Origin of the sequence: Cohnella sp. CFH 77786, from assembly GCF_019400745.1 — a bacterium.
GTDB lineage: Bacteria > Bacillota > Bacilli > Paenibacillales > Paenibacillaceae > Cohnella.
In genome coordinates, this window is record NZ_WJIB01000009.1 from 266,630 (window position 1) to 293,534 (window position 26,905).

At 57.2% G+C, this 26,905-nt stretch carries 24 protein-coding genes; 20 read left to right on the forward strand and 4 right to left on the reverse strand.

Annotation, left to right across the window (positions count from 1 at the left end):
- Positions 1–365 precede the first annotated feature (365 nt).
- From GE107_RS15170 to GE107_RS15260, 19 genes are all read left to right on the forward strand, one after another.
- Positions 366–1,202 (forward strand): glycosyltransferase family 2 protein, encoded by an 837-nt coding sequence (locus GE107_RS15170; RefSeq protein WP_255570499.1) that lies wholly within the window; start codon positions 366–368, stop codon positions 1,200–1,202.
- Positions 1,177–2,178 (forward strand): hypothetical protein, encoded by a 1,002-nt coding sequence (locus GE107_RS15175; protein ID WP_219640813.1) that lies wholly within the window; start codon positions 1,177–1,179, stop codon positions 2,176–2,178. The genes GE107_RS15170 and GE107_RS15175 overlap by 26 nt, the downstream gene beginning before the upstream one ends.
- Positions 2,175–2,915, forward strand: coding sequence for a glycosyltransferase family 2 protein (locus tag GE107_RS15180; RefSeq protein WP_219640814.1), 741 nt, complete (start codon positions 2,175–2,177; stop codon positions 2,913–2,915). The genes GE107_RS15175 and GE107_RS15180 overlap by 4 nt, the downstream gene beginning before the upstream one ends.
- A gap of 41 nt (positions 2,916–2,956) precedes the next feature.
- The gene (locus tag GE107_RS15185; RefSeq protein WP_219640815.1) at positions 2,957–3,682 is read left to right on the forward strand and encodes a sugar phosphate nucleotidyltransferase; all 726 of its coding nucleotides are present in this window, start codon (positions 2,957–2,959) and stop codon (positions 3,680–3,682) included.
- Positions 3,683–3,792: 110 nt separating this feature from the next.
- A complete protein-coding gene (locus GE107_RS15190) occupies positions 3,793–4,656 on the forward strand; it encodes a GT-D fold domain-containing protein (RefSeq protein WP_219640816.1) in 864 nt (287 codons plus the stop codon).
- Positions 4,657–4,661: 5 nt separating this feature from the next.
- Complete coding sequence (locus tag GE107_RS15195) at positions 4,662–5,978, forward strand: glycosyltransferase family 2 protein (RefSeq protein ID WP_219640817.1); 1,317 nt, start codon at positions 4,662–4,664, stop codon at positions 5,976–5,978.
- Between the two features lie 97 nt (positions 5,979–6,075).
- Positions 6,076–6,366: a nucleoside-diphosphate sugar epimerase gene (locus tag GE107_RS15200; RefSeq protein WP_219640818.1), complete on the forward strand. Its 291-nt coding sequence runs from the start codon at positions 6,076–6,078 to the stop codon at positions 6,364–6,366.
- A 1-nt stretch (position 6,367) separates the two neighbouring features.
- Positions 6,368–6,727, forward strand: a complete 360-nt coding sequence (locus tag GE107_RS15205; RefSeq protein WP_219640819.1) for an alpha-helical endospore appendage domain-containing protein — start codon at positions 6,368–6,370, stop codon at positions 6,725–6,727.
- Positions 6,724–7,020, forward strand: coding sequence for a hypothetical protein (locus GE107_RS15210; RefSeq protein WP_219640820.1), 297 nt, complete (start codon positions 6,724–6,726; stop codon positions 7,018–7,020). Before GE107_RS15205 ends, GE107_RS15210 begins: the two co-directional genes overlap by 4 nt.
- Complete coding sequence (locus GE107_RS15215; protein WP_219640821.1) at positions 7,017–7,349, forward strand: hypothetical protein; 333 nt, start codon at positions 7,017–7,019, stop codon at positions 7,347–7,349. Before GE107_RS15210 ends, GE107_RS15215 begins: the two co-directional genes overlap by 4 nt.
- 159 nt (positions 7,350–7,508) lie before the next feature.
- Positions 7,509–7,655: a hypothetical protein gene (locus GE107_RS15220; RefSeq protein ID WP_219640822.1), complete on the forward strand. Its 147-nt coding sequence runs from the start codon at positions 7,509–7,511 to the stop codon at positions 7,653–7,655.
- A 49-nt stretch (positions 7,656–7,704) separates the two neighbouring features.
- Positions 7,705–8,925, forward strand: coding sequence for an S-layer homology domain-containing protein (locus GE107_RS15225; protein WP_219640823.1), 1,221 nt, complete (start codon positions 7,705–7,707; stop codon positions 8,923–8,925).
- A 32-nt stretch (positions 8,926–8,957) separates the two neighbouring features.
- Positions 8,958–15,134: a PKD domain-containing protein gene (locus GE107_RS15230; protein WP_219640824.1), complete on the forward strand. Its 6,177-nt coding sequence runs from the start codon at positions 8,958–8,960 to the stop codon at positions 15,132–15,134.
- Positions 15,135–15,272: 138 nt separating this feature from the next.
- On the forward strand, positions 15,273–16,367 hold the full coding sequence (locus tag GE107_RS15235) for a CgeB family protein (protein ID WP_255570500.1): 1,095 nt from the start codon (positions 15,273–15,275) through the stop codon (positions 16,365–16,367).
- A gap of 113 nt (positions 16,368–16,480) precedes the next feature.
- Positions 16,481–18,037: a glycosyltransferase family 4 protein gene (locus GE107_RS15240; protein ID WP_219640825.1), complete on the forward strand. Its 1,557-nt coding sequence runs from the start codon at positions 16,481–16,483 to the stop codon at positions 18,035–18,037.
- Positions 18,038–18,041: 4 nt separating this feature from the next.
- Positions 18,042–19,133 (forward strand): non-hydrolyzing UDP-N-acetylglucosamine 2-epimerase, encoded by a 1,092-nt coding sequence (gene wecB, locus GE107_RS15245; RefSeq protein ID WP_219640826.1) that lies wholly within the window; start codon positions 18,042–18,044, stop codon positions 19,131–19,133.
- Positions 19,126–20,109, forward strand: coding sequence for an SDR family NAD(P)-dependent oxidoreductase (locus GE107_RS15250; RefSeq protein ID WP_219640827.1), 984 nt, complete (start codon positions 19,126–19,128; stop codon positions 20,107–20,109). Before wecB ends, GE107_RS15250 begins: the two co-directional genes overlap by 8 nt.
- Positions 20,106–20,990 carry a dTDP-4-dehydrorhamnose reductase family protein gene (locus GE107_RS15255; RefSeq protein ID WP_219640828.1) on the forward strand — a complete coding sequence of 295 codons (885 nt, stop codon included), beginning with the start codon at positions 20,106–20,108 and terminating at the stop codon, positions 20,988–20,990. Before GE107_RS15250 ends, GE107_RS15255 begins: the two co-directional genes overlap by 4 nt.
- Positions 20,972–21,925, forward strand: a complete 954-nt coding sequence (locus GE107_RS15260) for an NAD-dependent epimerase/dehydratase family protein (RefSeq protein WP_219640829.1) — start codon at positions 20,972–20,974, stop codon at positions 21,923–21,925. The genes GE107_RS15255 and GE107_RS15260 overlap by 19 nt, the downstream gene beginning before the upstream one ends.
- Positions 21,926–21,947: 22 nt before the next feature.
- Here GE107_RS15260 and GE107_RS15265 read toward each other — a convergent pair whose 3' ends face one another.
- Positions 21,948–22,673 (reverse strand): RNA polymerase sigma factor, encoded by a 726-nt coding sequence (locus tag GE107_RS15265; RefSeq protein ID WP_219640830.1) that lies wholly within the window; start codon positions 22,671–22,673, stop codon positions 21,948–21,950.
- 170 nt (positions 22,674–22,843) lie between these two features.
- Here GE107_RS15265 and clpP point away from each other — a divergent pair, with 170 nt between their 5' ends.
- A complete protein-coding gene (gene clpP / locus GE107_RS15270; protein WP_370636435.1) occupies positions 22,844–23,476 on the forward strand; it encodes an ATP-dependent Clp endopeptidase proteolytic subunit ClpP in 633 nt (210 codons plus the stop codon).
- Positions 23,477–23,574: 98 nt separating this feature from the next.
- On the opposite strand, the gene GE107_RS15275 is transcribed toward clpP, so the two are convergent.
- Genes GE107_RS15275 through GE107_RS15285 form a run of 3 tightly spaced genes read right to left on the reverse strand, consistent with a single transcriptional unit; the run spans position 23,575 to position 26,785 of the window.
- Positions 23,575–24,957 (reverse strand): glycosyltransferase family 2 protein, encoded by a 1,383-nt coding sequence (locus GE107_RS15275; RefSeq protein WP_219640832.1) that lies wholly within the window; start codon positions 24,955–24,957, stop codon positions 23,575–23,577.
- Positions 24,951–26,033 carry a glycosyltransferase family 4 protein gene (locus GE107_RS15280; RefSeq protein WP_219640833.1) on the reverse strand — a complete coding sequence of 361 codons (1,083 nt, stop codon included), beginning with the start codon at positions 26,031–26,033 and terminating at the stop codon, positions 24,951–24,953. The genes GE107_RS15275 and GE107_RS15280 overlap by 7 nt, the downstream gene beginning before the upstream one ends.
- Positions 26,034–26,053: 20 nt before the next feature.
- Complete coding sequence (locus GE107_RS15285; protein ID WP_219640834.1) at positions 26,054–26,785, reverse strand: glycosyltransferase; 732 nt, start codon at positions 26,783–26,785, stop codon at positions 26,054–26,056.
- Between the last annotated feature and the right edge of the window lie 120 nt (positions 26,786–26,905).

Genomic DNA, 26,905 nt, shown 5'->3' on the forward strand with positions numbered 1-26,905 from the left:
GTATCCCAGCAAAGGTATTCAGCAAAGGTACCCCAGCATCGGTATCCCAACAAAGGTATCCCAACAAAGGTATCCCAACAAAGGTATCCCAACAAAGGTATCCCAACAAAGGTATCCCAGCAAAGGTATCCTATCGTGAATACCTTTCCAGGAATTCATGACTTGGCGGAACGTATTTCGGCACCCTTTCCGGATACCGGTCAGGACGCCGTCAGGCGTTTTTCTCGGCGGTAATTCGGCGGCGCAGCGATCCGAACACACTTCTCGAACCTGCCGGGGCCGTACATATGCCGTTGCACATGGACACGTCAGACATACAATGTCATGTAAACCGTTGCCCGAGCCGCGAGAGGAGGCTGGATGGATTGCCGACGAAACCGGGCCGGCGCCGGGACGGCTCGCGTGCTTCCGAACCGTCCCGGGAGAGCCGCGATTCAACGATCAACCCCCATGTATCCGTGATCATCCCGGTGATGAACGAGCGGCGGACGCTGGACCGCGTCATCAAGGAAGCCTTCCGCGTCCATCCCCGGACGGAAGTCATCGTGGTGGCGAACGGATCCACGGACGGCTCGCTCGGGATTGCCCGGAGAAGCGGCGCCAAGGTGATCGCGTTCGACCGCCCCCTCGGTCATGACGTCGGCCGGGCGATCGGAGCGAAGGAGGCGGTAGGCGACGTTCTGCTGTTTATCGACGCCGATATGGTCATCCCGGCGGACGTGCTGAAGACATTCGTCGAGGACGTCGAACGGGGGACGGACGTCGCGCTGAACGACTACTCCGGTCCGGTCAAACGGGCGGTCGTGCACGGCGTGGTGTTGGCCAAATATGCGCTAAACGATCTCATGGGAAGGCCGGATTTGAAGGGGGCATCCCTCACGGCCATCCCCCATGCGATGAGCAGGCGGGCGCTGGAGGTTATCGGAACCGATCCGCTGGCGGTTCCTCCAGTGGCGCACGCTATTTCGGTCCGCAGAGGTCTGAACGTCCGGCTGAGCCGTCCGGTTAACGTCGGAAAGCTGAACCGGATGAGAACGAAGCGGGAGAGGAAGGTCTCCCTCGAGGCTTTGATCATAGGGGACCACCTGGAAGCCATCCATTGGTGGCTCGGCATGGCGGAGGGTCCGCCGCTTCCTTCTGACGGAGCCGGGCCGGACGGGACGGTGGGAGGCCGGGATGAAGCGCAGGAAACGGAAAGGTAACCGTCGCGGCGGGACGGGTCTCGGCTGGTTCAGCAGAGGCATCCGCGACGGCGCGAACTGGCGAACCCGATTTCGAGGTCGCCCGGATGCCCGTACGGCTGCAGAGGCGGCTCATCGTTCCTGGAGCCTCATCGCGCGGAAGCCGGGCGGCAGGAGGCGGCCTTGGCCGGCTGCGCTTCGAGACGGGAAGCGGTATGTTTCCGGTTTCTGGCGCGGATCCGGCGTAAGAGGACAGCTGATTCCGGTGCCGCTTCAAGGGTCGGCGGCCGCCGTGCTATACGCGCCGCGGAACGCGAGCTTGCTGCGCGGCGCCTTGCGGCGGCTCAGAAGGCTCCCTCTTCGGGAAATCGTCGTGTTGCTTCCCGGAGATTCGTCCCTGGCCCTCATCGCCGCGGCCCGCACGCAGCCGAACGTGATGATCGCCTATCGGCCCGACTTGGCGGATTCCGATGTCGGACGGGCTTTGGGCGCAAGAATCACGCAGGCGGATTCCGTCTTGTTCCTCGACGGGGGAAGGCCGCTGAAGGCGGAGCGATTGGCCCGGTTTCTGTGGGCTTGCGACAACGGACTGGACATCGCCTTAAACGATGTAACGGGCAAGCTCGGATTGTTCCATACGAGGCAAAACGTCTTCCGGCTGGCGGAATTCCTGAACCGGACGATGAACCGCCGCGATTTGCGGGCGAATTCCCTGTCTTCGCTTCCCTTTGCGCTGTCAAGACGGGCGCTCGATCGGCTCGTCCCGGGCCCGTTGGCCCATCCGGCCCAGGCCCAGGTCATCGCTATGTACAGCGGACTTCGGGTAGGCATCGCAGGAGCCGTCCGGCCCGCCATTCCATCCGACACAGCGGATCGGACCGGCAAAGCCGTCCGCGAACACGCGGAGGCATGGAGGACGGCGCTCCGGCACAAGGGCAGCCGGCTGCTGTTTCCCGATACCGTTCGCAACCGGAAGTTGCTGGAGGGATGGACATGAGCGCGCGGGCCTCCATCATCATCCCCACGTTTAACGGTCTGGACTTGCTCCAGCGATGCGTGGAATCCGTCCGGTTTCATACGGCGGATGTTCCCTATGAATTGATCGTGGCCGATAATGCGTCCACTGACGGAACGGCGGAATGGTGCCTCCAGCAGAAAATCCCGTTCGTGTCGCTGCCGCGGAACGAAGGGTTTCCGACCGCTTGCAACCTTGGGCTGCGATTGTCGCAAGGGGAAACCCTCGTGCTGCTCAACAACGATACGGTGGTGACCCCTCGCTGGCTGGCCAATCTGTCCGAGGCTTTGTACAGCGCCCCGGATATCGGCATGGTCGGTCCGGTCACGAACTACGCGAGCGGAGCCCAGAAGGTGGATTACCCGTTCGATAACTTGGCCGAGTTTCAGACGATCGCCGGCCAAGTGAACCGATCCGACCCTTCGAAATGGGCGGCATCGAACCGGATCGTCGGTTTCTGTCTGGTGTTCCGGCGGCAGCTGATGGAGCGGATCGGCCTGCTGGACGAACGGTTCAATCCCGGCCATTACGAGGACGACGACTACTGCTTCCGGGCGAGGGAGCAAGGTTTTCGGCTGCTGATCTGCCATGACGCGCTCATCTATCACGAAGGAAGCGTCAGCTTCCGCAGAGATCCGGACGCGCAGAAACAGCTCGTGGAACGGAATTATCGTCGGTTTATGGAGAAATGGAAGCAAGATCCGCGGGCATTCGTTTGAAGGAAGAGGACCCGCTGGCTAGCGAACAAGGAGGTAACGCGTTGAAGGCTGTCATTTTGGCAGGCGGTACGGGAACGAGACTCAAACCCCTCACGTTTTGGACGAATAAGCATTTGCTCCCTGTCGGCGCCTATCCGATGATCTGTTACGGGGTGGCCAAACTCCGGGAGGCGGGGATCCGCGACATCGTCATCGTAACGGGACGTTCGGCGCTCGGTGGATTCGCGGACGTGCTCGGCAGCGGGCGCGACTGGGGGGTCTCCCTGCTGTACCGGGTTCAAGAGGAAGCAGGGGGCATTGCCCAGGCGCTCGGGCTGGCCAGGCCGGTGATCGAGCCCAGGGAGAAGTTCGCCGTGCTGCTCGGGGACAATCTGTTCGAGGAGAGCCTGCTGCCGTTTCGCGAACGGTTCGAGCGCCAGCCGGAAGGGGCGATGGTTCTGCTCAAGAAGGTGGAGGATCCGCGCCGATACGGCGTTCCCGTGCTTCTGCCGGAGGACGGCAGAATCGCGCGGATCGAGGAGAAACCGGAACAGCCGCCTTCGGATTTTTGCGTGACAGGCCTGTATTTCTATGACGGCGGCGTTTTCGACGTGATTGATAAAATCATTCCCTCTCAGCGGGGGGAAATGGAAATCACCGACGTGAACAACGAATATGCGCGGAGGGGGACTTTGGCTTATGCCGAAGTCCAGGGTTGGTGGACGGATGCGGGGACCTTCGAGTCTCTTGAAACGGCGGGCAAAAAATTGAAGGGCTTCCTGCCGTGACATCCGATACCCGACTCCGCGGGAAGTCCGGCCGGGAAAGTGCTTTACGCATAAAACGGGCGAAACGAAGGAAAAGAAGCAGTCGCCACCGCAGAAGAAGAGAGCGTAAATTGGAACAATCGGCTTTTCAGAGGGGATACGATGAGGGGCTTCGGAACGCAAACGAGGCCCTGCTTCAGCAATTTTTGCCGCTTGACGTTCTCATTCCCGGCGTAACGCCCGAGGAAGCGATGGCAGCCGGGGTGGCGGCGCTCCGCGGGAGGGGCTATCCCATTCTGTTTCCGCCGGAGGTTTACGAGCAAATCGATCAAGCGATTCGGCATCGGCTTCCCTATTCGTTCGTCCGTTTCGGGGATGGAGAGCTGCTGACGCTCGCGCAAGAGAAGGTGCTGTCGATCCATGAAGTCGAGCGGGCCGGGACTTTCCTGTCCAAGGCGGGCGTGACCGTCCCGGACCTGGAAGCCCGCGACGAGCTGCTGCACTCGCTCCGCGCCGCGTCCCTGATCGGGGTTCCGATGTCCAGATTGCCCTATTTTCAACCGCTTTTGTTGCAGATTCTAAGGACTTACGACATCGACCTCGGCTCCCTCCGCCTTACGACTTCCACGATGAATTATTCCTTGGACGATCAAGGTTACATGATGAAGCTGTTGGAAGGTCGCAAAATCCTTCTCGTCGGCAACGCCGCCCTTCCGCTATCCGAGGTGCTTAGAGCACGCGGGGTCCACATTGCCGGGGTCATTACGCCGGTGCGCGGATTCAAGGACGCAGCTCGGGTGACGAGGGAGGCGGCGGCGGTCGAATTCGACCTGGCGCTGGTGGCGGCAGGCGTCGCTGCCGTGTCGATCTGTACCCGTCTGGCGGCCCTGACGGGCAAAGCAGCGATCGACTTCGGGTCGCTTGCGAACCGGATGGCCGGAGTCTCGTCGGACACCGGGTTTCCGCACGGCACTTCAATTCCTACAGCGAGGTGACGAATATGACGGCCGTACCAGATATGGACCGCAAAGACGACAGCCACGATTCCTTCCGGCGCGGCTTCGAGGAAGGATACCGTCAGGGGCTTCTATCCGGCGGTCGGCAATACGGCACTCTCTTCGACGGCACCAGCATCATTATCCCGACGTACAATCAGCTGCATTTTCTGAAAAAATGCCTGCGCAGCATCGAGGAACATACCGAATCCCCCTATGAGATCGTGGTGGTGGACAACGCTTCGTCCGATGGGACGGCGGAATACTTGCAATCATTGCGCGGACAGGTTCGGTTCCGCATCCTGGAGACGAATCAGGGATTCTCGGGCGCCGTGAACGTAGGGCTGATGATGTCGAAAGGGCGGACGATCGCGCTCTTGAACAACGATACGGTGGTCACGGAGAAATGGCTTCGGAACTTGCTTTACTGCCTGAACAGCGACCCCGGCACCGGGATGGTAGGACCGGTAACCAACTACATCTCGGGTGAACAGAAAATCCACGTACATTATCGCAAGCTGGAGGAGATGCATGCGTTCGCGCGCAAGCATAATCACCGCAGGCCCGCCATGTGGCGCGACTCCGACTGGCTGAGAGGATTTTGCCTCGTGTTCCGGCGGGAGCTTTTCGAAGAGATCGGTTATTTCGACGAAGGTTTCGAAATCGGGAACTTCGAGGATAACGACTACAATATCCGGGTCCGCTTGGCGGGCAAACGGCTGGTGATCGCCGGAGACACGTTCATCCATCATTTCGGCAGCGTGAGCATGAGGGCGCTCGGAAGCTCGCTTTTCGAATTGAATCACCGGAACGAGAGTTATTACGCGGTCAAATGGAACGATCCGATCGGGTGGGTGCAGCGGGCGGTTCAACATGCCCCAGGGTACCGGGGAGAGCTGCCTGCGGGCGCTTTGTACTATCCGCAGAGGGTTGCGGTGAAAGGGATTGGCGACGCGGTGTATTGGATCGAGCAGGGGCAGAGACATCCCGTCGAGGGCTCGCTTTCTTTTCCCGTCGTGCAGGTTTCCCAGGTCGACTTGCGGCGCTGGCCCGTCGGCGAGCCCATCAAATCCACGCAAGCCGAACGCAGTTGGCGAGGATTGGACGATCCCGCAGGGTGGGGGGCCGGCGTGGCGATTTTGCCCGACGGGCAAGTTTATCACGTGGAAGGGAACACGGTGCGCCGTGTCATCAGCATAACGGCGATGCATTCTTGGCAATTGCATGTCAAGCCGGCGAGATTGGTCGCGGAGAATGAGCTTTCGGGCCGCGAGAGCGGCCCTCCCATTATTCCCCTTCCTAAGCTGAAACAGCGTCTATGAACCCAGGCCGGCGCCGGTCCGGTCTGCCGCTCCGGTGTGACATGCGCCGCGCGCGGGAATATGATGGTAGCATCCCGGTGATCGGAGGCGGTTTGCGTTGCAGAAAATCATGACGGATATCGTCGTCCAGCTGTCCCAATCGCATCAGCAAATGGCTAGGATTCTGGAGGCCAAACGGCAGGTGACCGTCCGATCGGCTGAGCTCGCCCATTCGATTCCCGACGTTCATCCGGAGTTGGGGGGAATAGAGGGATTGCTGGAAGGCTCTTCCCAATTGACCAAAAGCGTCGTCGCTTATTTGAACAGCTTGGCCGAATTGGAGGAAGCGGTGGCCGAAAGCCTGACGAACGTCGTCAAAGCGACGCAGGACGGGGGCGACGAAGAATAACATGAGAAGAAGAATAGAGGGCTCGACTGCGAGGACGGAAGATGCTTTAAAGACCACGCTGGGCGCCATCGCCGGCATCCAGAGGAACGTCTCCCTGATGCTCGGCGCCAAAGCGGCAGAGGCCGAGAAAGTGCGCAACTGGTTGGTGCAGCATCTGAATGAAGGGGTCTTCCAGTCGCATTCGGAACGGCTCGGGGTCTGCCTGCAGATCCACGAGCAGCAAATCGAAGTGATCGACGGTTTAACCAAACTGTGCAACGCGCTCAGCCGCAACATGAGGATCATTCTGCATCCCGAACAGGACCAGGATGATGGCCATGGGATGGGCGCCGGATTCGACATGGAGGAGCAGGGCAGATGAACCGGCTGGAGCGGGAGTGGGAGATCCGGCTTCACCTGCTGGAATCGATCGCTCGCAGCCAGGAGGCGCTCGCGGCCATGCTGGAAAGCGCTGCGGACGTGACGGCCGCAGCCGGAGTCTCTCCCGCGGCGCTTAGGGAGCACGTGCGGGTGCTGGAGGGCATGCAGGCGGCGCTTCTCCGTACCGTCACGGGAACGGGATGGCGTCCGCCGAAGCGGGGAACGCCGGTCTCCCCGTGGCTGAAGGCGGGAGTCTGTCCGGCCGGGCAGCGAGGAACGGGAGGTGTGGCGTGAAGGTCAGTAAATCGATTCGTAATCCGCGAACCGTTGCGCGCGCGCGCAAAGGGAGAAAGTCCGGTGCCGGACGCAAGCTTCGCAAGGGAACGAAAGCGCCGGGAAAACGAGTCCGCGGCAAGTCGGCGAAGGACCGAAGCAAGCACGGGAGCAGGCACAGCAGCCGGCGTAGAAGAGATCGGCACCGCCACCGCAGCAGCCGCAGGCGGCAAGGGACCGCGCGAGATTACGTGGACGCGTTCGACAGCCATTACACCGCGGGCTTCGATGCCGGCTTCGCGAAGGGTTTCGAGGATGGGCATCAGCTTGCTTACGAGCAGCAAGTGTGAAAAGCAAATCAACCGTTGACGAAAATTGTCATCCTTTCTTATAATGGAAACATCAACCATATACGTGAAAAGCGAGGAAGCACCCGCGAGCGATCATGACGACGGATGTGCTTTCTTTTTGTTTTTTTCGGAAAGATTCAATCGCGAAAGGTGGCGTGAATGATGAGAAGCTGGGACGGAATCGTGCTGATCGTGTTGGCTTTTCTTGCCTTAATGGCGGGACAAGCCGGTGCCGCGGCCGGGGAAACGGGGAAGCTGGCCCCTCCGCTGCTTGAGGATGTCGGTACGGTCACGGATATGCGGTAGGAGCGGGCGGAAGGGTGTTCCGATGACAATGACTGGGGAGAGTGTACGCATGAAAAAAGGTCTGCTTGTTGTGTTGACGGTATTGGTGTTGATTTTGGCTGTGCCGGTCTATGCGAACGGCGGCGTGAACGGCGCCTCGTCCGGTGCCGGATTCAAAGACGTGAAGGACTCCTATTGGGCGAAGGTGCAGATTGATGAGGCCGTTAAGAAAGGTTATGTCAGCGGATTTCCGGATGGCACGTTTAAGCCGGATCAAAAAGTGAGCCGGGCGGAGTTTTTCCGAATGCTCGCTGATGCGCTCAAGCTGCCGCACGGCGAAACGGGAACCCTTTGGTATCAACCATATGTTTCGTCTTTGATCGATGCCGGCATCCATCGGGCAAGTGATTTTGATTCGAAATATGATTCCGACTTGTCGAGGCTCGAAATGGTTCGTTTGGCCATTCGCTCTACCGACTATCATTATCAGCAAAAAGATTCGGTCACGAACGATAAATTGATGGTTTTCAAAGCAACGTCGAAAGGAATTTTGCACGGAACGGGAGCAGGGAAGCTCGATTTGAACGGAACAACGACCCGTGCCCAGGCGATTGCGATCATTGAGCGCATTCTTTCCATAAATTCTGGTAAAAAAATACCAGTAGATAAATATGCGGTGGGTAACGCCGAGCTTGCATGGCATCGGACGAATATTTTCACCGTGATGCCGCAGTATTACAATGCTTCATACAATGATGGCAGCACCAATGTTGGGATTAACTCTTGGAGCTTGGATAAGTTGGTTCTTCAAAACGGGAATAAATTTCGTGGAGAACTAGACGAACTGATTGCAATCAATTTGGGCGATCCGAAAGACCCGAATCGCAAATTGCTTCCGGCTTTGGATAAGATGAGATACGGAAGATTTCAAGTGCCGTCGGATGCTTATGTCTTAATTGCAAAATATCATATTGACTACAATAACGCTCCAAAAACATACTCCGGAGTTCTCGATTTGCAATTTAGGGGTTTTAAGCAGACTGAATTAACGAGCCAAGGAAAACTAGAGGTTCCGATGAATTTAAGTTCTCTTGACGAAAAATATGATTGGATAAACAAAAGAGGGGTGGACGACAAAGGACATGGTGTTGCGACAGCAGTCATGCCTGGTTCGGGTTATTCTTTTAAATCTCTTTTCACTTACATTGATTTGTATGCGTCCGCCTATCCAGGATCCTCATTGAGTGATTATTTGAGTTCAGAAATCGTAAGCGCACAAGTCTCAAATTAACGAGAAAGAGAGTAAGAGCGGAGGGCAGACATGTGAAAAAAATTCTTACCATCCTAAATATTATCTCCCTGATCGTCTTAACGTTCGGGGGTTCTTTCTTATTCGGGAGCGCTTCAGCCGAAGGAACAACCCCCGCAGGGGTTAAAGTTGTACCGACGTATGAAAATAACACAAATGACGATATGGTAGGAGATTATACCGTCTCTGATCAAAGCACTAAAACAGTAACATTCAATACCGGGACTGTTTCGGGGAAAGTAATTAAAAACCTGATGTGGTATGACGAAAATGGACAGCCAATTCGCGTCGCTTCAGGAGATTGGTTAAATAAAACGTCCTATTCAGGAACGGATACGATACGTGGGACACAGATAAAGGTAAAAGCGGATGGAGGAACCCCATATGGGGGTATTTATTACTGGAGTCGTTCTGGTGGAAGCAATGTATGGAAATCTAGTAGTCCGGATGTAGAGATAGAGTGGACAAGCAGTGAAGGTTGCCCCTCTGCTCCTGACGACGAATGGGGGTTAAAGGCATACCCAAATTGTACAGATCATCATTTGCCCTTAACGTTGGTCAAGAAAACAAATTATGTTATTCAAAATGATCCAAGATTTATAAACATTTCAATAGAAGATAAATCAGTTGTTCAATCCTCAATCAAACCTGTTGACGTTCAGCCAGATTTAAAAACTCCAGTCGATAATGCGATTTATGGGGGTTCCGGAACAAGTGATTCTTCGACAAAATACACAGGTGAGTTCAAAACAATCAGTAAAAGCAGTATAAGAATATACTACCAACAAACGTTTGGCGTTGAATCTCTCGGTTACTGTGCCAATAGTAATATTTGTACACGGTATAAAACTCGGTTGTATTTTCATGATTTCACCAACCCCGGAGCTCGACAAATTTGGTATTACGTCGCGTTCACATTCGCGTTTGAAGGTTACACATATCTTTATAACGACAAGCAGCTTTACGTCGAATGGGGCGATCCAGATCCGACCCCAACCGGATCTCCATCCCCTAGTTCATCACCGGTTCTAAACGTAACGGGTGACTTCGATATCCTGCCCTCCAGCACGATCAACTGGCGGGACAGCTTTACTTTGAAACCGAGGGACTTTGTAATCCCGTCTGCCTGCAGATATCAATCCCATCAGTATTTGTTTCAAAAAGACGGATACCTTTGGACAAGCGAGAAGATAACCAGTCAAACATCAAGCACGACGTATAGTTATTCTTCATACCCTGCGATTTTGGGTGTAGGCGACAATCATATTTCCATTAAAGTCGTTGCAGATTGCGCCGAATCGGGATGGGTGGCCGAAAAAGTATTAACCATCAATAGTCCGGGAGACAATCAGCCCCCGAATTTTTCAGCCGGCTTCTTTAAGGAGTACAACCGGACCGGAACGATGCCGGACGATGAGGTTGCCGTCGGCACTCGGGTCAACCTTCGGGTGTTTAACGCGGAAGATCCGGATGGGGACGCCATCAGCTATACTTGGCTGTTCTCTTCCAGCAACAGCGTATGGATCCGCAACCTGCCTACCGAATACGGGGCGTGGGAGCACGACGAAGCCTTTTACAATCTAGCAGCAAACGAATTGGGGGTACATAACGTAAAAGTCATCGCTAGAGACGCTTTTGGCGCCGAATCTAGCAGAACCGTTTCTCTTCGTATCATCCCGGAAAATCCAATACCGATCATCGACGGCCCTGCAGAGGTGAAAGAAAATCGGCCGCTGCCTGCTCCTTTCGACGGAAGCCGCAGCTACAGCCCCATGGGCCGGCAGATCACCCAGTATATTTGGAATAACAAGAAGGACAAATACACCGTACCGGGAACCGAAACGATCAAGCTCGACGTCGTCGACAGCGCAGGTTTAAAGTCCCTGTCCCCCGCAGTTGCCAACTTGACCGTCATACCGGACGATCCGCCGATTGCGGTCATCGAGATGGAGCAACTTGGTATACGCAGTCAGTCGCTCCATATCGTGAATAAGTCGAATAGTCCTGACGGCGATAAAATCGTATCTGCTCGTTATCGATTCCGGTACGACAAAGACAATAACGGATTCGCCGACGACACTTGGGGATCGCTGTTAGGGGACTTGGCCAAGGGAACCATGACTCCTACCAAGGTCGGCAAATATCAGATTGAACTAACCGTAACCGAGGATTACGGCAAAACCGGTACGACAACAACTGTCGTCGATGTCGTCAATTTGGCTCCAACCGTATCCTTCGTCGTCGAGGGCAAAAACGAGCAACCGGTGCTGGAGAATCAAGTAAAAGCCAGCGAAATCGTAAAAAGTTGGCCGTTATACAACGTAAACTCGACGACAGCCATCACCAATAAACCTTATATGTGGTCGGTCGACGGCGATAAGCTCGTGGCAGGGTTAGGTAAGGGAATGGAAAGACAGTATTCCTATCCGGGAAGCATCTACTTAGGGCCAGGGGCGAATGACGCTCAGTTGGCCATGCCTCCGCTCAGCGACAATGGTTATGGGCCTAACGGGCTAACCGCCTACCGTTCTTTGACTTCCCGAGATCCAGGCAAGTCGCAGCCGCTCCTGATCCCGTACAAAAATGGAAAAATCGTAACGGAGCCTAACAGCAATGACTACGATACGCTGACTCCAGTCGTGTTTGACGGCTATAACAGCGTACTTCTTCGATCTAACAAAACTTACATTTACTTCAAAAACGGCGATTATCTTTTTGCTTTGAATAAAAGCAAAATCGGTCGTTACAAGAGCGATACCGTTATGAAGGTCGATCATAGCGGCTATTATCCGAAGATGGATTCATACTTGACGCATGATTGGTTGGACGGTAATCCTTATGATTTCGTGATCAATTTGAAAGATACTCCGGCACCCGATATTATGCTTCCGTTCTATTATGAAAGCGACCTTAAAGATAACTACGATAAGATCCAAAAGGGAGACTATTCCGGCGCTAGATACACAAGGGTGTATGATGAAAAACCTTTTGCGGTGGAAGTGTCGGGTAGTCGGATCTATTTGCTTTACATCAAAAGGGATTACATGTACGAGTACAAAACTTCTTCCGGAGGGAGCGATCATTGGGAAATCGGATACGCCAATGGCGGCCCCGGGTATAAGCAGTATGTGGATATCCAAGTGTTCGATGCTTACGCCGGCCGATATTTAAGCAGCTCCTATAAATTAGGGGAGCGTATTGAAATGCCGGGCTACGGCGGCTGGGATTTTACGGTCGAGGGAGATCACCTGGTTGCATTTCCCAAATTGACCGGTACAGCGTATAAGTTCGATCGGCAAGGTAAATTGGTGATGAAAAAAGAAATCCCTTACCCTTCGAGGTCAGTGACTTACGCTCCAAAAAGCAGGATGTGGAACGGTGCGATCGTACAGGGCGATCCGATCGCTTTGACTTGTACTCCGAATCCAACCTATGCATTCTGGAAGGATGAGGAAAGCAACTACTACAAATACGTCAACATTGTTTGCTATAACTCGAATGGCGGCGGGGATGTAATTATCGATAATACGATTAATCCCGATTCGCCGGACGGTCTGAAGTTATTTCAGTTTAAACCGGATTTTTCGAAGGGGATTGAGGGGCGTCTAACGGGGACGGAGACAGGGACTCGTTCCACCGGGATGTATGATCTCAACATGGAGATCAATCCGGTTCTCGCCATCAACCCGATAACGAATCAGGCTATCGCTCGTTCGACCACTCCAACGGGTTCCGGATGGGGCAGTTATGAGTACGGAGATGTCATAGACCTGAAAACGGGGAATTCGGTTCCATGGTCAAAAACGACTCCGAAAGCGAGTAACGACTCTTTTAATCCAGGGTTTTATATTAAGCATGACGGAACCTATGGAGATGGTTGGGCGTCCAACACGGCGAGCAATAGCCTAGATAAATTTAACTGGCATCAAAATGAAATGGTCCAACAATACAGATGGGTGAACTATTATTCCGGAGGCTATGATAGAAAGGCCAATTACTTCCGATTCGGCGAGTATTTTGGGGACGGCGTGTATTTATCCATCTATGACATCCATAATTTTGATTTTGTCTCGGGACAATTCTCGCAAGCGTATGAACTGGCAAGCGGATATGCGTTCTTGGATGTCGGTACGGTCGGGCCATCGGTTCTCAATGGATTCCGGCTCGGTCAATATGTATCCCCCGATATGCTGGGAAATTCATCTTATCAGTTTACGATGAGCATGGACGCGCCGAATGAGGATACGAGTCTAGCGGGATTTTCCTTCCTGATGGCCGATCCGAAAAACCGGTACGCGGTGGAGACGGACGGAGATACGCTGTATGTGTCTAAGTACATGAACGGGGGCAGGACGACCCTGGCCAGCAAAGCGTTCCCGTTCCAGCCACGTCAGGATTATCCCTTCCGTATCGAAGTAAAAGACGCCAGGATCCAGGTGTTCGTGAACCAAGTGCCCTATTTCGATGTGACGGACAGCACGTTCACGTCAGGCAAATACGGCCCATTCTCGGACAAGTCTTTTGTCGCTTTTTCCGGCGTCGAAAGTAAGGAAATAAAGGACAATCTGGATTGGCTGACGTCATATGCGATTTGGGAAGGCGGATCTGCCCAAGCCGAGGTCAGGTACAAGGACATCCTGTTCGAAGATCCGGAAAACGACCCTCGTGCCGGCGACAATCAATGGACGATCCAGCATACGCCGAAATTTTTGAACAACCAGGGACTCTCTGCGCGAAACGGCAAAACGTTCACAAGTCCGATGCTGACCTTCGATGCTGTCGGCAATTATCGGATCACCTTGAAAGCGCAGGACGATCCGAACGCAAGCTATCCGTATCCGAGCAGCGTATTTGCCGAATACCGCAAATGGTCAAATGAATATTGGCGTATCATCACGGTTCACCGGCGCCCTGTTGCGGATTACTCGTTATCGATTAACCCGACAAACAACAATGTCGTTTGGAACGAGCGGAGCTATGATCCGGACCGCTGGATCAGCTCCTCCAATTACAGTACCGAAGCGACGGGCATCGATTACAAGACCACAAGGGGGATTATGGAGCGGAAATACTTCTACACCACCCCGAGCGGCGTTACGGTCAATCAGAAGCTGACGGCGCCTCGCGAAGCCGGAACTTATAAGGTCGGTGAGCAGGTCAAAGACGAGTACGGGGCATGGAGTTATTGGAACCAGCAAACGATCGAGATTGTGAATCCCGTTGTTGACGAGCCGCCGACTCCCGGTTTTACGCTGAGCAGAACGACCTTGTACCGCGGGGAACAGCTGACGATTACTTCCACGGCTTACGATAGGGAGGACGGTCCGGCAGCAAATATAGCGCATGAGTATTACGTGAATGGAACGCTTGCAAGCACAAGCCGATCTACGTGGACCCATACGTTTCGTACGCTTGGCACGATGACGATCAGGCAAGCGGTTTGCGACTCGACAGGCCAGTGTGCGGAAACGAGTCAAAGCGTCACCGTGTTGAACCGCGCACCGTCCGCCGATTTCGACTGGTCGCCGAAACCGGTTTACGAAGGGGATCCCGTTACCCTCACGAACAAATCCGCCGACCCGGACGGAGATGCGCTGACGTACGCTTGGACGATAACCGGACCGGACGGGTACGCTTCGTCCGGCAGCGCGAAGGACTTTGCCGTTCCCGGTTCCCAGACCTTGAACCGCCCCGGCACGTTCCGGGTTGCCTTAACCGTGAAGGACGTCTTCGGGGCATCGGATACGGTCACGAAAAACGTCATCGTCCGCGAGCTCGGGATCCAGGGGGCGGTTCTGCATACGGACGCATGGGAGGAGAACCGGCTTCGCTATAACGACAAGCATCCCGACGCTTCGAGGCCTCCGGATTGGTTCTGGGCCGGGGAAGCGTTCCGGCTGGAAGCGAGCGTAACGGATACGGGCGGATCGGCCACCAAGCCCATATCCGTCGAAGCGGCGGCTTCTCCTGAGCTGCGTATGGCGCTTGCCGCGGCCGATTCCGCCCTCGTGCGATGGCAGGGGCTGCTGCGGTCGAAAGACGCGGGAACGCCGCTCGATCAACTGCCGGAAGGGTACTACACGTTTGTCTTCACCGTGAAGTTCACCAACGGAGCGGTCAAAACCGACAACGTGACGATCCGATTGAAAGGCACCGTCGATCAATACGTCCGGGTCCACCGGATCCAATAATGCGCAGCAGACCCATGAAGCCTTCCCCGGCATGAGATTGTTCGGGGAAGGTTTTTTGCCGTCCATTTCACGGCTTGGACGGGTCGGTGTCCAAGTCCCCCGCCTTCGGAACGCATATATTGTTTGCGGGTGATGACGATGCGCAGGAATACCCGCATGTTCCGCAATGGGCGGGAGGACGGCTTCCGCGCCGGATGGCTGGAAGGCTGGCGCCTCGGCGCATGCGAACGGATTCGGCAGGAGATCGGAACCGAGCCGATACAGAAGCGGAACGCTCGGGTGCTGTACGTGCCGCAGAAATTCGAAGCGATCGATTGCGGGGTGGAGGAGGCTCTGCGGCAACTCGTGAGCCATGTCTCCGTAACGGCGCCGGAAGAGATGGTGGAGACCGCCCGAAGCTTTAAGCCCGATTTGGTCCTCGTCCTGAACGGGCTTCATATCTTCCCTCCGGACCACCCGGATCACGTGGATACGGTTCGCCGAATGGGCATTCCGACCGCCGTATGGTACGCCGACGATCCGTACTTGTCGGATTATACCTCCCGGCAAGCCCCGCATTACGATCACGTGTTCACCCTGGAGAAAGCCTGCCTTCCCCATTACCGTTCACTCGGATGCCGCAATGTCCACTACTTGCCGCTTGCGGCGCATTTTGACCTTTATCGGCCGCTCCGCGTGAAGCCGCAATACCGTTACGACATTTGCTTCATCGGGATGGGGTTCCGGAACCGGATCCGCCTGATCGACGAGATTGCTCCGTATTTGATGGACAAAAAGGTCTTCATCGCCGGTTATAACTGGCACCGCCTGAAGCATTATTCGAAGCTCTCCCCCTTTATCCGGAATCAATGGATCGACGTTCCGGAGACCGTCCACTTCTATAACGGAGCCAAAATCGTCATCAACCTTCACCGGGCGGACGGAGCGGGTCCGGACAATCGCAACAGCCGCAACTGGCCCGGGGTGTCGGTGAATCCGCGGACCTTCGAAATCGCCGCGTGCGGCGCGTTCCAGTTGACGGATTACCGAGACGAGCTGCCCTCTCACTATGCGATCGGATCGGAAATCGCGGTGTACCGGAACGCCGAAGAGCTGGTGCGGCAAATCGAACATTATCTGACCCATGACGAGGAAAGGCTGCAGACTGCCGTCCGCGGCTATCGCCGAACGGTCCGCGAGCATTCGTTCGCCGGCCGGATTTCGCGCCTGCTCGACGAGATGGGAATCCGCTGAAGGATTTGTGCCAATGTCGTCCGGCCAACGCCGCGCCCTGAGGGAGGCTCGGCCCATATAGTAAGGAAGGAGGCGACGTACATGCTTATGCATGCAAGCGAAGCATTGCCGTCATGAACGGCGACAAACCCCGGCTGCTCCTGTTCTCCCATCTTTGCAGCGCGGGCTTCGTTTCCGGGGCGGAGAAGCTGCTGCTCCTGTTCGCCAGGGAGCTGAAACTCCGATACCAGTGCGTCCTTGTCGTCCCGGGGGAAGGCGTCATTTCGGCGCAGGCCCGCGCTCTCGGCATGGAAGTCGTCGTGTTCGAAATTCCGCTCTGCACGGCCCTCTATTCGGGAAGCCATTCGGCAGCCGCCCATCTGGAGGAACTCAAAGGCCAATTCGTCTACCAACGACTGTTGGCTTTGCTCGTCAGAGAAAAACCGTCTTACGTCTTCGTTAACACCAGCGTGCATCCTCTTCCGGCGATAGCGGCGAAATCGCTGGGCATCCCGATCGTATGGACGATGATGGAAACGATCCATCCCACTCCTCACCGTTATTTGGCCGTGGACGCCATCAACGAGGCCAGCGACGTCATCGCCGGCATCTCCCGGGCGACGCTGCAGCCTTTCCAGGGACATCCCGGAGCGGGGAAGACGCTCTTGCTTTCCCCTTACGTGGCACTGCATGAAATGGATCCTTCCTCATGGCCTTATCATCGATTCCAAATCCGGCAACAGTTCGGCTGGCAGGACTCTCACTGCGTGATCGGGTACGTGAGCGGAAGCATTTATCCCCAGAAGGGATTGGAGCCGTTTATTCGAGCCGCGCTGCTTCTGAAGGACTCCGCGCCCGGGGCCCGTTTCCTGGTGGTGGGCAATCCGATCGACGAAGATTATTTCCGAATGTGCCTGAACATGGTCCAAGAATCGGGGCTGAGCGCCCGGTTCGGCTGGATCCGGTTCGAGGAGAACATCCAGCGCGTGTATTCCGCCATGGACATCGTGGTCGTCTCCAGTCTTCAATCGGAAGGATTCGGAATGACGGCTCTGGAGGGAATGTCTTTCGGCAAACCGGTGGTCGCGTTCTCCTCGGGCGGCTTGGCGGAAATCCTGGAGGCCACCGGAAACGGCGGGTACCTGGTTCGTACGGGCGATGTGCCGGGACTGGCTTCCAAGCTGGAATGGCTGTTGAATGACGCCTCCCTTCGCCTTGACGTCGGCAATCGGAACGCAGCGGCGGCCCAGGCCGCGTTTGGAGTCGAAACGCTGCGGGCTCAGCTGGACCAATTGCGGGCCCGGCTTCCGGCATCCGGGTTTCCGTCCCCTCTGGTGAAAGGGAACGGCAATACAGTGTACTTGATCGAAAACCGGCGACGGCGCCCGTTCGTTTCCGAAACGGCATTCCTGCAGCGGGGCTTCCGTTTCGAGGACGTCACGCGGGTGGACGACAAGGAACTGCGGAGATGGCACCGGGGAAGCTCGATCCGGGAGTGGCCGGATCGCGGTTCCGGCGAGAGCCCGTCATCCCGGAAAAAGCGCCGCAGGAAACGTTCGCGGCCCTCGGCCCGCAGGAAACGTTCCCAAGCCCCGGTCCGCAGGAGGCCCGCGGAACGTTCCGTTCGGAAGAGACGTTCCAAACCTTCGGCCCGCAGGATTCCCCGAAAACGATACGGCAGAAGAAGGTGAAGCGTTGCGAATCGCGACCATCCTCGGCACCCGGCCGGAAATCATCCGCCTCAGCCTGCTGATTCCCAAGCTGGACCGGCTGGCTGACCGGCACGTCTTGATGCACACGGGCCAGAACTACGTCCCGGGCCTGAGCGGCAACTTCTTCGCCGAGCTCGGGCTTCGCGCGCCGGATCTTCATCTGCAAGCAAGGAAGACGTCGGTCGGCGGCCAACTGTCGGTCATGTTCGCGGCTGCGGAGCATTGGCTGTCCCGGGAGAAGCCGGACAAGGTTCTCGTGCTCGGGGATACCAACAGCGCCTTGTGCGCTTTCATCGCGGAGCGGATGGGCATACCCGTCGTTCACATGGAGGCGGGCAACCGATGTTTCGATTTGGAGGTTCCGGAGGAGAAGAACCGCAGAGTGATCGACACGGTATCCACGTTTAACCTTCCTTACACCGAGAACAGCAAACAAAATCTGCTGCGGGAAGGGTTTCCCCCCCATCGGATTTTCCGGTGCGGCAACCCGATCTACGAAGTGCTTCGGCATTACGATGACCGGATCCAGGACAGTCCCGTGCTCGCAAGGCTGAACCTGGTCCCGCGGAAATACATGCTGGCTACCGTTCACCGGGCGGAAAACGTGGACCGGCCGGAAGCGTTGGCTTCCATTTTGAAGGGGTTCCGTCTCGTCGCCGAGGAGCAGGGGCTTCGGATGATATGCAGCCTGCATCCCCGTACCCGATCCCGGCTGCCGGCGGCGGTCCTCCGGGAGCTTCATCCCTTGGTCGAGTTTCATGAACCGTTCGGCTTTTTCGACTTCGCTTCGCTGGAACGCAATGCCCTGTGCGTCTTGACGGACAGCGGGACGGTTCAGGAGGAGTGCTGTATTTTCGGCGTACCCGCCGTGACCGTCCGCCGGACGACGGAACGTCCGGAAACGGTCGAGTGCGGCAGCAACATCGTTTCGGGGCTATCGCCGGAACGGATTCGCGGCGCCGTGCGCGTCATGACCTCGCAGCCTGCCCGCTGGGCATGTCCCGAAGGATATCTGGACGACGGAGTCGCAGGCAAGGTGGCAAAATTTATGTTTGGAGGGACAGCGGATGTTTGAGGGTCGGCGTATTCTGGTCACCGGAGGAACCGGATCGTGGGGATACGAGCTGGTACGTCAGCTGCTGCCGCAGATGCCCGCGGAAGTGGTCGTATACTCGCGAAACGAATCCGCACAGGTGGCGATGAGCCGCGTGTTCGAAGATCCGCGGCTGACTTATTGCATCGGGGACGTCCGCGACCGGGAGGCGATGATGAAGGCCTGCGAAGGGATCGATATCGTTTTTCATCTCGCGGCGCTCAAGCATGTGCCGGTGTGCGAGGAACAGCCCTACGAGGCGCTCAAGACCAACGTCATCGGAACGCAGAACGTGATCGAAGCGGCCATCGAGAACAAGGTAAAGCGGGTCATCAATATTTCCACGGATAAAGCGGCGAACCCCTCCAACTTTTACGGCATGACCAAGGCGATCGGCGAGAAGTTGGTCGTTTACGCCAATTTGCTCCGCTCCGAAACGAAATTCGTATGCGTGCGCGGCGGCAACGTGCTCGGCACGAATGGCAGCGTGATCCATTTATTCCTCAATCAAATCCGGGATGGAAAGCCGGTTCGCATAACGGATCGGAATATGACGCGGTTTTTCATGACGCAGCAGGATGCCGTCCGCCTGCTCTTCCAGGCGACGGCCCAAAGCGTCGGCGGGGAAATTTTCGTCATGACGATGCCGACCTGCAGGATCGTCGACTTGGCCGAGGTGTTAATGGAATCGATGGGCCGGCGGGTGGAAATCGTGGAGACCGGCGTGAGGCCGGGCGAGAAAATCCATGAGATCTTGCTCACGGAGTACGAAGCCTCGAATACGGTCCTCTATGGCGATGAGTATTTGGTGATTCTGCCCTCGCTCGACATACCGGGCCTTCGCCGTCAATATGACTCTTATCCGCCGGTCAACTTCGACAGCTTCTCATCTAGCCAATCCCTCATGGATAAAGAACAAATCCGCGAGATGCTGGATCGGGGAGGCTTCCTCTCATGAACGTGCTGCTTCTGGGCGGACAAGGCATGGCAGGCCATCTGATCGCCTCCCATTGGCTTCGCGTGACGGATCACAACTTGACCGTGACGATAAGGCCCGTTGTCCGGCAAGAAGCCTCAGCCGCCCGTACCCGGCGCAACGCGCTGCCGGAGAGTCGCGAAATTACCGTCCGTGAGCTGGATGTTCGGGACTTTCATGAGGTGGAACGGACGGTACGGGAAGCGAAACCGGATGTCATCCTCAATGCGGTGGGCGTGCTGAACGAGGAGGCGGAGAAGCGTCCGTCCGAAGCGTATCTCGTAAACGGTCTGCTGCCGCACTGGCTTGCTTACCTGGCAGACCGCCACGGCGCCCGGTTGATTCATATCAGCACGGATTGCGTATTTTCCGGAGACAGAGGGAATTACCGGGAAGACGATCCGACGGACGGCCGTTCCGTCTACGCGCGCACCAAGGCGCTCGGGGAGATCCGCGATTCCCGGCATCTGACCGTCCGCACTTCGATCATCGGCCCCGACGTCAAAACGCACGGCATCGGTTTGATGCAGTGGTTCCTCTCGCAGCATGGCGAAGTGGCCGGGTATACGAAGGTTCCCTGGAACGGAGTGACGACGCTCGAGCTCGCCAAAGCCGTGTTATGGTTCGCGGAGAGGCCGGAGATCGGCGGATTGGTTCACTTGACGTCTCCCGAACCGGTTTCGAAACACGATCTTCTGCTGCTCATGCAGAAGAAATTCGGCAAGACAGGCGTGACCGTCGTGCCTCAGGATGAGCCGCGGATCGATCGCACGCTGAATGCGACTCGCAAGGACGTCGCATACTCGGCTCCGGATCACGCCCGCATGCTGGAGGAACTGCGTGAATGGATGTGTCTGCGATGAGCGCGGGGAGGGTCGTCGTCACCGGGGCGGGGGGCTTTACGGGTGGACATGCGTGCCGGCATCTCTCGCGGTCGGGCTGGGAAGTCATCGCCATCGGCTCCCCCAGGTCGGCGCCGGAATTTTGGAGAGGGATCCGCGCGGCCGGCGGGGAGCCGTGCGACCTTACGGACGGAATGGCCGTTCGGAGCCTGATCGGGAGGCTTCGGCCCGAAGCCGTTCTGCATTTGGCGGGTCAGAACGCGGTGGACGTCTCTTGGAAGGCACCCTGCGGCACCTTGGCCGCCAATTTGATTTCTACCGTTCACCTGCTGGAGGCTGTCCGCTCGGAACGCCCGGACAGCAGGGTGGTCATCGCGGGTTCGATGGTTCGTCCCGCGGACGATCGGCTTGGTGAAACAACGAATCCGTACGCGTTCAGCAAAACGCTGCAATTCATGGCTTCGCAAGCCTGGCACCGGTGGTACGGGCTTCGCGTCGTCGTCGCGGAGCCTTCCAACCTGATCGGGCCCGGGGGCAGCGCCGGCATCTGCGGGAAAATCGCCAGGTGGGCGGCGGAAGCGGAAACGGGGGCCGAAGTTCGTCCTTTTACGTTGTCCTCTCTGGGGGAGCAACGGGATTTCCTGGATGTCCGGGACGCGGCGGACGCCTACGGGCTGCTCTTGAGGGCAGGAGAACCCGGCCGCACGTACGCCTTGGAGTCCGGGACGTTCCGGACGCTCGAGGAAGTGAAGCGAACCTTCGAGGAGGAAGCGCGGCTGCCGCTCCAATGGTTGATCGGGAATTCGCCCGCGATTTCTCCGGTTTCGAGGGACACGGGTCCGATTCGCAGTCTCGGGTGGCGGCCGCGAATTCCTTTCCGCCAATCCGTGAAGGAGACGTTGGACGAGGAACGGCGCCGGATTCGGGAGGGCGGGGGGCGGTTGCCGAAGCCTTGAATCAGGCTGCGGGCTCGCTCCTTTAGGCCGCCATCCGGGCGGTCGGATGAGCGGAAGGCCGCGGATCCGTTTGACGGATGCGAAGCAGGCGCCCTTGCGCGATTCCGACGGCCGATACCGGGTGCAGCACATCCTGCTGCGCCAATTCCGCCAGTCTCGCGATATCTCCGTTCCGGTAAGCGGCAGCCAGCGCACGGAGAAAGATCTTCAAATCTTCGTCCTTCGGCTCGGGAAGCCATCCGTTCCGCAAATCTTCTTTGACGGCGTTCAGGGCCAGCCGCGCCCGGCGGAGCGCGGCTTTCGCCGCCCCTTCCGTCGTGCGGAGCATACCGGCCGTTTCGGCATTCGAATATCCGAATACGTCCCGCAGCAGGAATACGGTCCGCTGAAGGGGAGACAAATGCTTCACCAAAGCGGCAAAGGCGCTTTCGAGTTCAAAGGCGCCGCCGTCCGCCTCCGCCGATTCGGGCCTGACCAGCCGCAGCAGCTGGGACAGGGCCTTTTTTCTGCGCGTTTGGTCGATCCACGTATTTTTCGCGATTCGCAGCATGAACGCTTCGGCATTCCGGTGTCCGGTGCCTTGCAGCGTCCCGAGCGCCTTGACCCAAGTGTCTTGAACCAAGTCTTCCGCATCCCAGCGCGAGCCCGTGAGGGACAGGCAGTACCTCGCGAGCGACGCGTGCAGCCGGGACCAGCCGGGGCTTCCCGTTTCGGTCGTATTTCTCTCCGTTGACGCAGATCCGATCATTCCGGCACACTCCTTGCCTGTAGTCGATGACGGCGAAGCCGTTATCCGTACTTGAGTAAACGAATCGGGCGCTCCGAAAGATACGCGGCGACGAAAAAAACGAGCAGCCCGATTTTCGGTCCGCGTGAACCCATTATACCTCGAGGCCCCGTATCTTTCGACGGCTCCGGATCGTTTACAAAGCGCAAGAATCCAAATCAAGCAAAACGGAGGCGTGCAGCATGAACGTAATTCCTTATGTGGTTGAACAGTCGAATCGGGGGGAACGATCCTACGACATTTATTCCCGCCTGCTGAAGGACCGGATCATCTTCGTTGGGTCGGAAATCGACGACCCATTGGCCAACAGCGTCGTGGCGCAGCTGCTGTTCCTGGCGGCGGAAGATCCGGACAAGGAAATCCATATGTACATTAACAGTCCGGGCGGATCCACCACGGCGGGTTTCGCGATTTACGACACGATGCAATTCATCAAACCGCCCGTTCACACCATCTGCACGGGGTTCGCCGCTTCTTTCGGGTCTCTGCTTCTGGTTGCCGGGGAGAAGGGGAAACGGTTCGCGCTCCCCAACAGCGAAATCATGATCCACCAGCCGAGCGGAGGCGCCCGGGGACAGGCCAGCGATATCGCGATCAGCGCCAAGCGGATTCTACAGCTTCGGGAAAGGATCAACAACATTTATGCCGAACGGACCGGCCGGCCGCTGGAGAGAATCGAGCAGGACATGGATCGGGATTACTTCATGTCCGCCCAGGAAGCGTTGGAATACGGGATCATCGACCAAGTGATCACGAAGCTGTAATGCATGACGGAACGGGGTTGCGGAAGAAAGGATGCCTCACTCCGTTCCGTCTTTTCACGGCCAACGCAGCCTTCCTGAACTTTATCCTCCAATCCGGGTCAAGGAAGCCCGAACCCTCTCGGAATCCGGCAGAACAACTCCGCCGGCAGAGGAACGGCGTCGAGGGCGCCCAATCCGTACCTGCGCAGCGCGCCTTCATCCGGAACCGCCCGCAGCCTCTGGCCCTCCCCGTAATACAAACCCCCGTCGGGTCCCCGATAAAGCCGGTAGTCGATCAGCTCGTGCTCCTCCCATACGTTACCCGTAACCGGCCATCCTAGAACAATGGAGACGATTTGCGGATAAGTCAGGGAAACCGCCTCGTCCCATCGGTATCCCAGCGCGGAGAAAGCGGCTTCGCTGCCGATCGGATACCGGATTCCGCGGGAAATGAGGTGCATGCCCCCGGCCGGATCCCGTGCCAAGTAGACATCCGGATAGCCGTGCGGAAAAACGTTGGCGTTCAGCGGGACCCCGTCGGGAAGATGCCGCAAGGACGACAAGGGCACGGAAGCGATCCTCTCCGGCGGCACCTTCAGCCGCAGAAGCGTATCCAGGGAAGCGACGGGGCGTTTGCTTCCGTTTTCGATCCGGTATACCCCTCCATTCTGAACCCTTGCATACCATCCGTTCGGGATCTCCTGCGCGGCAGGCATATGATGGGGGTGAGCATGGGCGTGCCTTCCGGGCAGAAACGGGAGCTCCGCAAAGAAAAGGCGTTCGGGATTAAACCCCCATTTCCGGAGGAACAACCGCCGGTTTACGCCGCCAATGGCATGAATGTCAAGGGCATTGGCCGCGAAGCTTCGGCTCCCTTCGTGATACACGAACGTATCCCCGGCGATACGCAAGGCGAAGCCGGCTTTCAGGGCCTGATAGCCGAAGTCGATATCCTCGAAGCCGCCGATTCCGTAAGCTTCATCCAGTCCGCCCAGCGAGTTCCAGACCGTCCGCCGAACGAGCATGCAAAAACCGCTGATCGCGCAGGCTTCCTGCCATTTGGAGGGTTGGCGGCGATTAAACGACTCGCTGAACCGATGGATGTCGTCCTCGCTCGGGAACGCCGCTTCCACGAGCTGCATCCGAAGCACCTGGTTGGACTTCGGTCCGACGATGCCGACGCGATCGTCATCGCGCATGGCCGCCAGCAGCTGGGACAGCCAGCGCCAGGAGACGACGGTATCGTTATTGAGCAGCAGAATCTGTTCCCCGGCCGCGACGGCGGCACCTTGGTTGCAAGCGGCGGCGAATCCCCGGTTGTCGCCGTTGGCGATCAGCCTGATATCCGTCTGCCCGGACAGCCAGGCCACGGTTCCGTCGGTGGAGCCGTTATCGACCGCGATGATTTCATATGGGGCGTCCGTATAGAGTCGGATGCTGTGCAAGCACCTCTGGGTTAAGGCCAGATTGTTCAGCGTCACGATCACGATGCTGGTCAGCACGGGCCGACACCCAGCGCCTGCAGCATTTGCGAGAAGTTCCCTGCGTACCGTTCCATGGACAATTCCGTCCGGATCCGCGCCATCCCTTGCCGGATCAGTCTTTCCCTTAACGAAGGCTGCCCGATCAGCCGCAGCACCTGTCTCGCCCCCGCGCCGATATCCCCGTGGCGAAAGTATAACCCGGTTGCTTCATCCACGACCGCCGAGCGGACGCCTTCCGAGTCCGTCGTGACGACCGGACACCGGCAGCTGATCGCTTCCGCGGCCGCGTACGAACCGCTTTCCGCCCTGGAAGTGATGAGCAGAACGCCGCCGGAATCCCCCACTCTCGACAGGTAGTCGGGCATCAGCCGGTTCGGGATATCGTGGTAATGCGTGATTCGGTATTGCAGGTCGAGCCGGCGGGCCAACAGCTGGAGCTGCTCCGGCTCTCCGGGTCTGGCGATGGCGGGGTCGGTGAACATCCAGAGATGGACATTCGGCACCGATTTGGCGGTCTCCGCCCCGACCTTCAGAAAATCGCGCCAGTTTTTGTTCGGCTCCAGCCTCCCCATCCAGGCCAGCACCGGGCGGTCCGGGTTCCGGTCAGACGGCCAATAGCCGAACGAATCGGGATCGAACGGATTATAGAACGAGAAATGGGGCTTGTGCGGATACAGATCCCGCATAATGTCCCCGATATGCGCGGTCATCGGATACAGCAAGGCATCCGCATAGGCGTCCAAATACGGCTTGGCCTCATGCATGATCCTCCTCGCCTCTTCCGGCGGTCCGAAACCCTGATTTTCGAAAATGATCTTACCGGCGTATCCCAGACTGCGCAGCATGGGCAACTGGAGGAAGAACGACGTCATCACGACCGCGTCATATCGGTGGACCTGAAGGATCCGTCCGATCTCCCCGGGGTCCGATGAATAGAAGACGGGAATGTCCGGCTCGATGTCGCCCGATCCGCTGCCGGTTTGGAAATAGAGCAGATGACCCTCGATCCCGCGGCTTCTCAAAGCGCGCACCCGAAGGCGGTTGAGCGTGTTCATGCCTCCGCTTGGAAGGATAAAAATAAACAGAACCTTCAATTCCGATTGCCTCCCTAGTGTCATGTAGATGGCAAGAGGCTCAGCAAGGCTTTAAGACGCGGAGCATAACGGTCGCGCACCTGTATGAACTCCCTCTCGTTCCGCTCTTTCATTCTCAGCGTTCCCATCCCGTCGTGCCAGCGGTATAACGTCAACGATTCGTTCAGAAAATGGAAATCAACGCGAGCCAGGAGCACCCGTATCCAATATTCGTAATCCTGCGGGCCTCTCAAGGATTCGTCAAACCATCCGATGAACGGAGGCAGCTTCCGGTGCATCATGACGGTCGAGCCGTTAACGGGACAGAAGTGCAGAAAACCTTCGATAAACTGGTAGGCGCTTGGGAATAGGGCCGACCGGTCCTCCGAAACAATATCGTTATCCTCGTTGATGTAATGGTAGTTGGTGCAACAGATCAACGCATCATGGTGCTGCATGTAGGCCACTTGGGTTTCGATCTTCCGGGGCAACATGATGTCGTCCGAACTGAGCCATGCGATATATTCGCCTTGAGCCGCCCGGATCCCCCGGTTGAGAGCGCTCGAGGTTCCCCCGTTCGGCTTCCGGACGCAGCGGATTCGGTCCAGGTAAGGTTCGAGTTTCTTCAGATGCCGCTCCGACCCGTCATCCACGACGACGATTTCGATATGGGGATAGGTTTGACCGAGGATGCTTTCCAAGCATTGATCGATGAAGGGGCAGTTGTAAAAGGGGACGACGACGCTGACGAGCGGCGAATCGGGCAGACTCATAGAACGCCTCCTGTTCCGGGTGGCAGAAAGGACTATCACAATGTACGGGGACAAGACGGCGAGCGTCACGACTCTTGTTCCCCATCACGGGCCTGTTTTGCGCGGCCGGGTATGAAAGAA

Coding starts and splice junctions, on each gene's coding strand:
- GE107_RS15225 (WP_219640823.1), top strand. CDS start 7,705: ATGAAAAAAGGTCTGCTTGTTGTGTTGACGGTATTGGTGTTGATTTTG.
- GE107_RS15285 (WP_219640834.1), bottom strand. CDS start 26,785: ATGAGTCTGCCCGATTCGCCGCTCGTCAGCGTCGTCGTCCCCTTTTAC.
- GE107_RS15205 (WP_219640819.1), top strand. CDS start 6,368: ATGAGAAGAAGAATAGAGGGCTCGACTGCGAGGACGGAAGATGCTTTA.
- GE107_RS15265 (WP_219640830.1), bottom strand. CDS start 22,673: ATGATCGGATCTGCGTCAACGGAGAGAAATACGACCGAAACGGGAAGC.
- GE107_RS15220 (WP_219640822.1), top strand. CDS start 7,509: ATGATGAGAAGCTGGGACGGAATCGTGCTGATCGTGTTGGCTTTTCTT.
- GE107_RS15210 (WP_219640820.1), top strand. CDS start 6,724: ATGAACCGGCTGGAGCGGGAGTGGGAGATCCGGCTTCACCTGCTGGAA.
- GE107_RS15250 (WP_219640827.1), top strand. CDS start 19,126: ATGTTTGAGGGTCGGCGTATTCTGGTCACCGGAGGAACCGGATCGTGG.
- GE107_RS15240 (WP_219640825.1), top strand. CDS start 16,481: ATGAACGGCGACAAACCCCGGCTGCTCCTGTTCTCCCATCTTTGCAGC.
- GE107_RS15175 (WP_219640813.1), top strand. CDS start 1,177: ATGAAGCGCAGGAAACGGAAAGGTAACCGTCGCGGCGGGACGGGTCTC.
- GE107_RS15235 (WP_255570500.1), top strand. CDS start 15,273: ATGCGCAGGAATACCCGCATGTTCCGCAATGGGCGGGAGGACGGCTTC.
- GE107_RS15255 (WP_219640828.1), top strand. CDS start 20,106: ATGAACGTGCTGCTTCTGGGCGGACAAGGCATGGCAGGCCATCTGATC.
- GE107_RS15260 (WP_219640829.1), top strand. CDS start 20,972: ATGGATGTGTCTGCGATGAGCGCGGGGAGGGTCGTCGTCACCGGGGCG.
- GE107_RS15180 (WP_219640814.1), top strand. CDS start 2,175: ATGAGCGCGCGGGCCTCCATCATCATCCCCACGTTTAACGGTCTGGAC.
- GE107_RS15195 (WP_219640817.1), top strand. CDS start 4,662: ATGACGGCCGTACCAGATATGGACCGCAAAGACGACAGCCACGATTCC.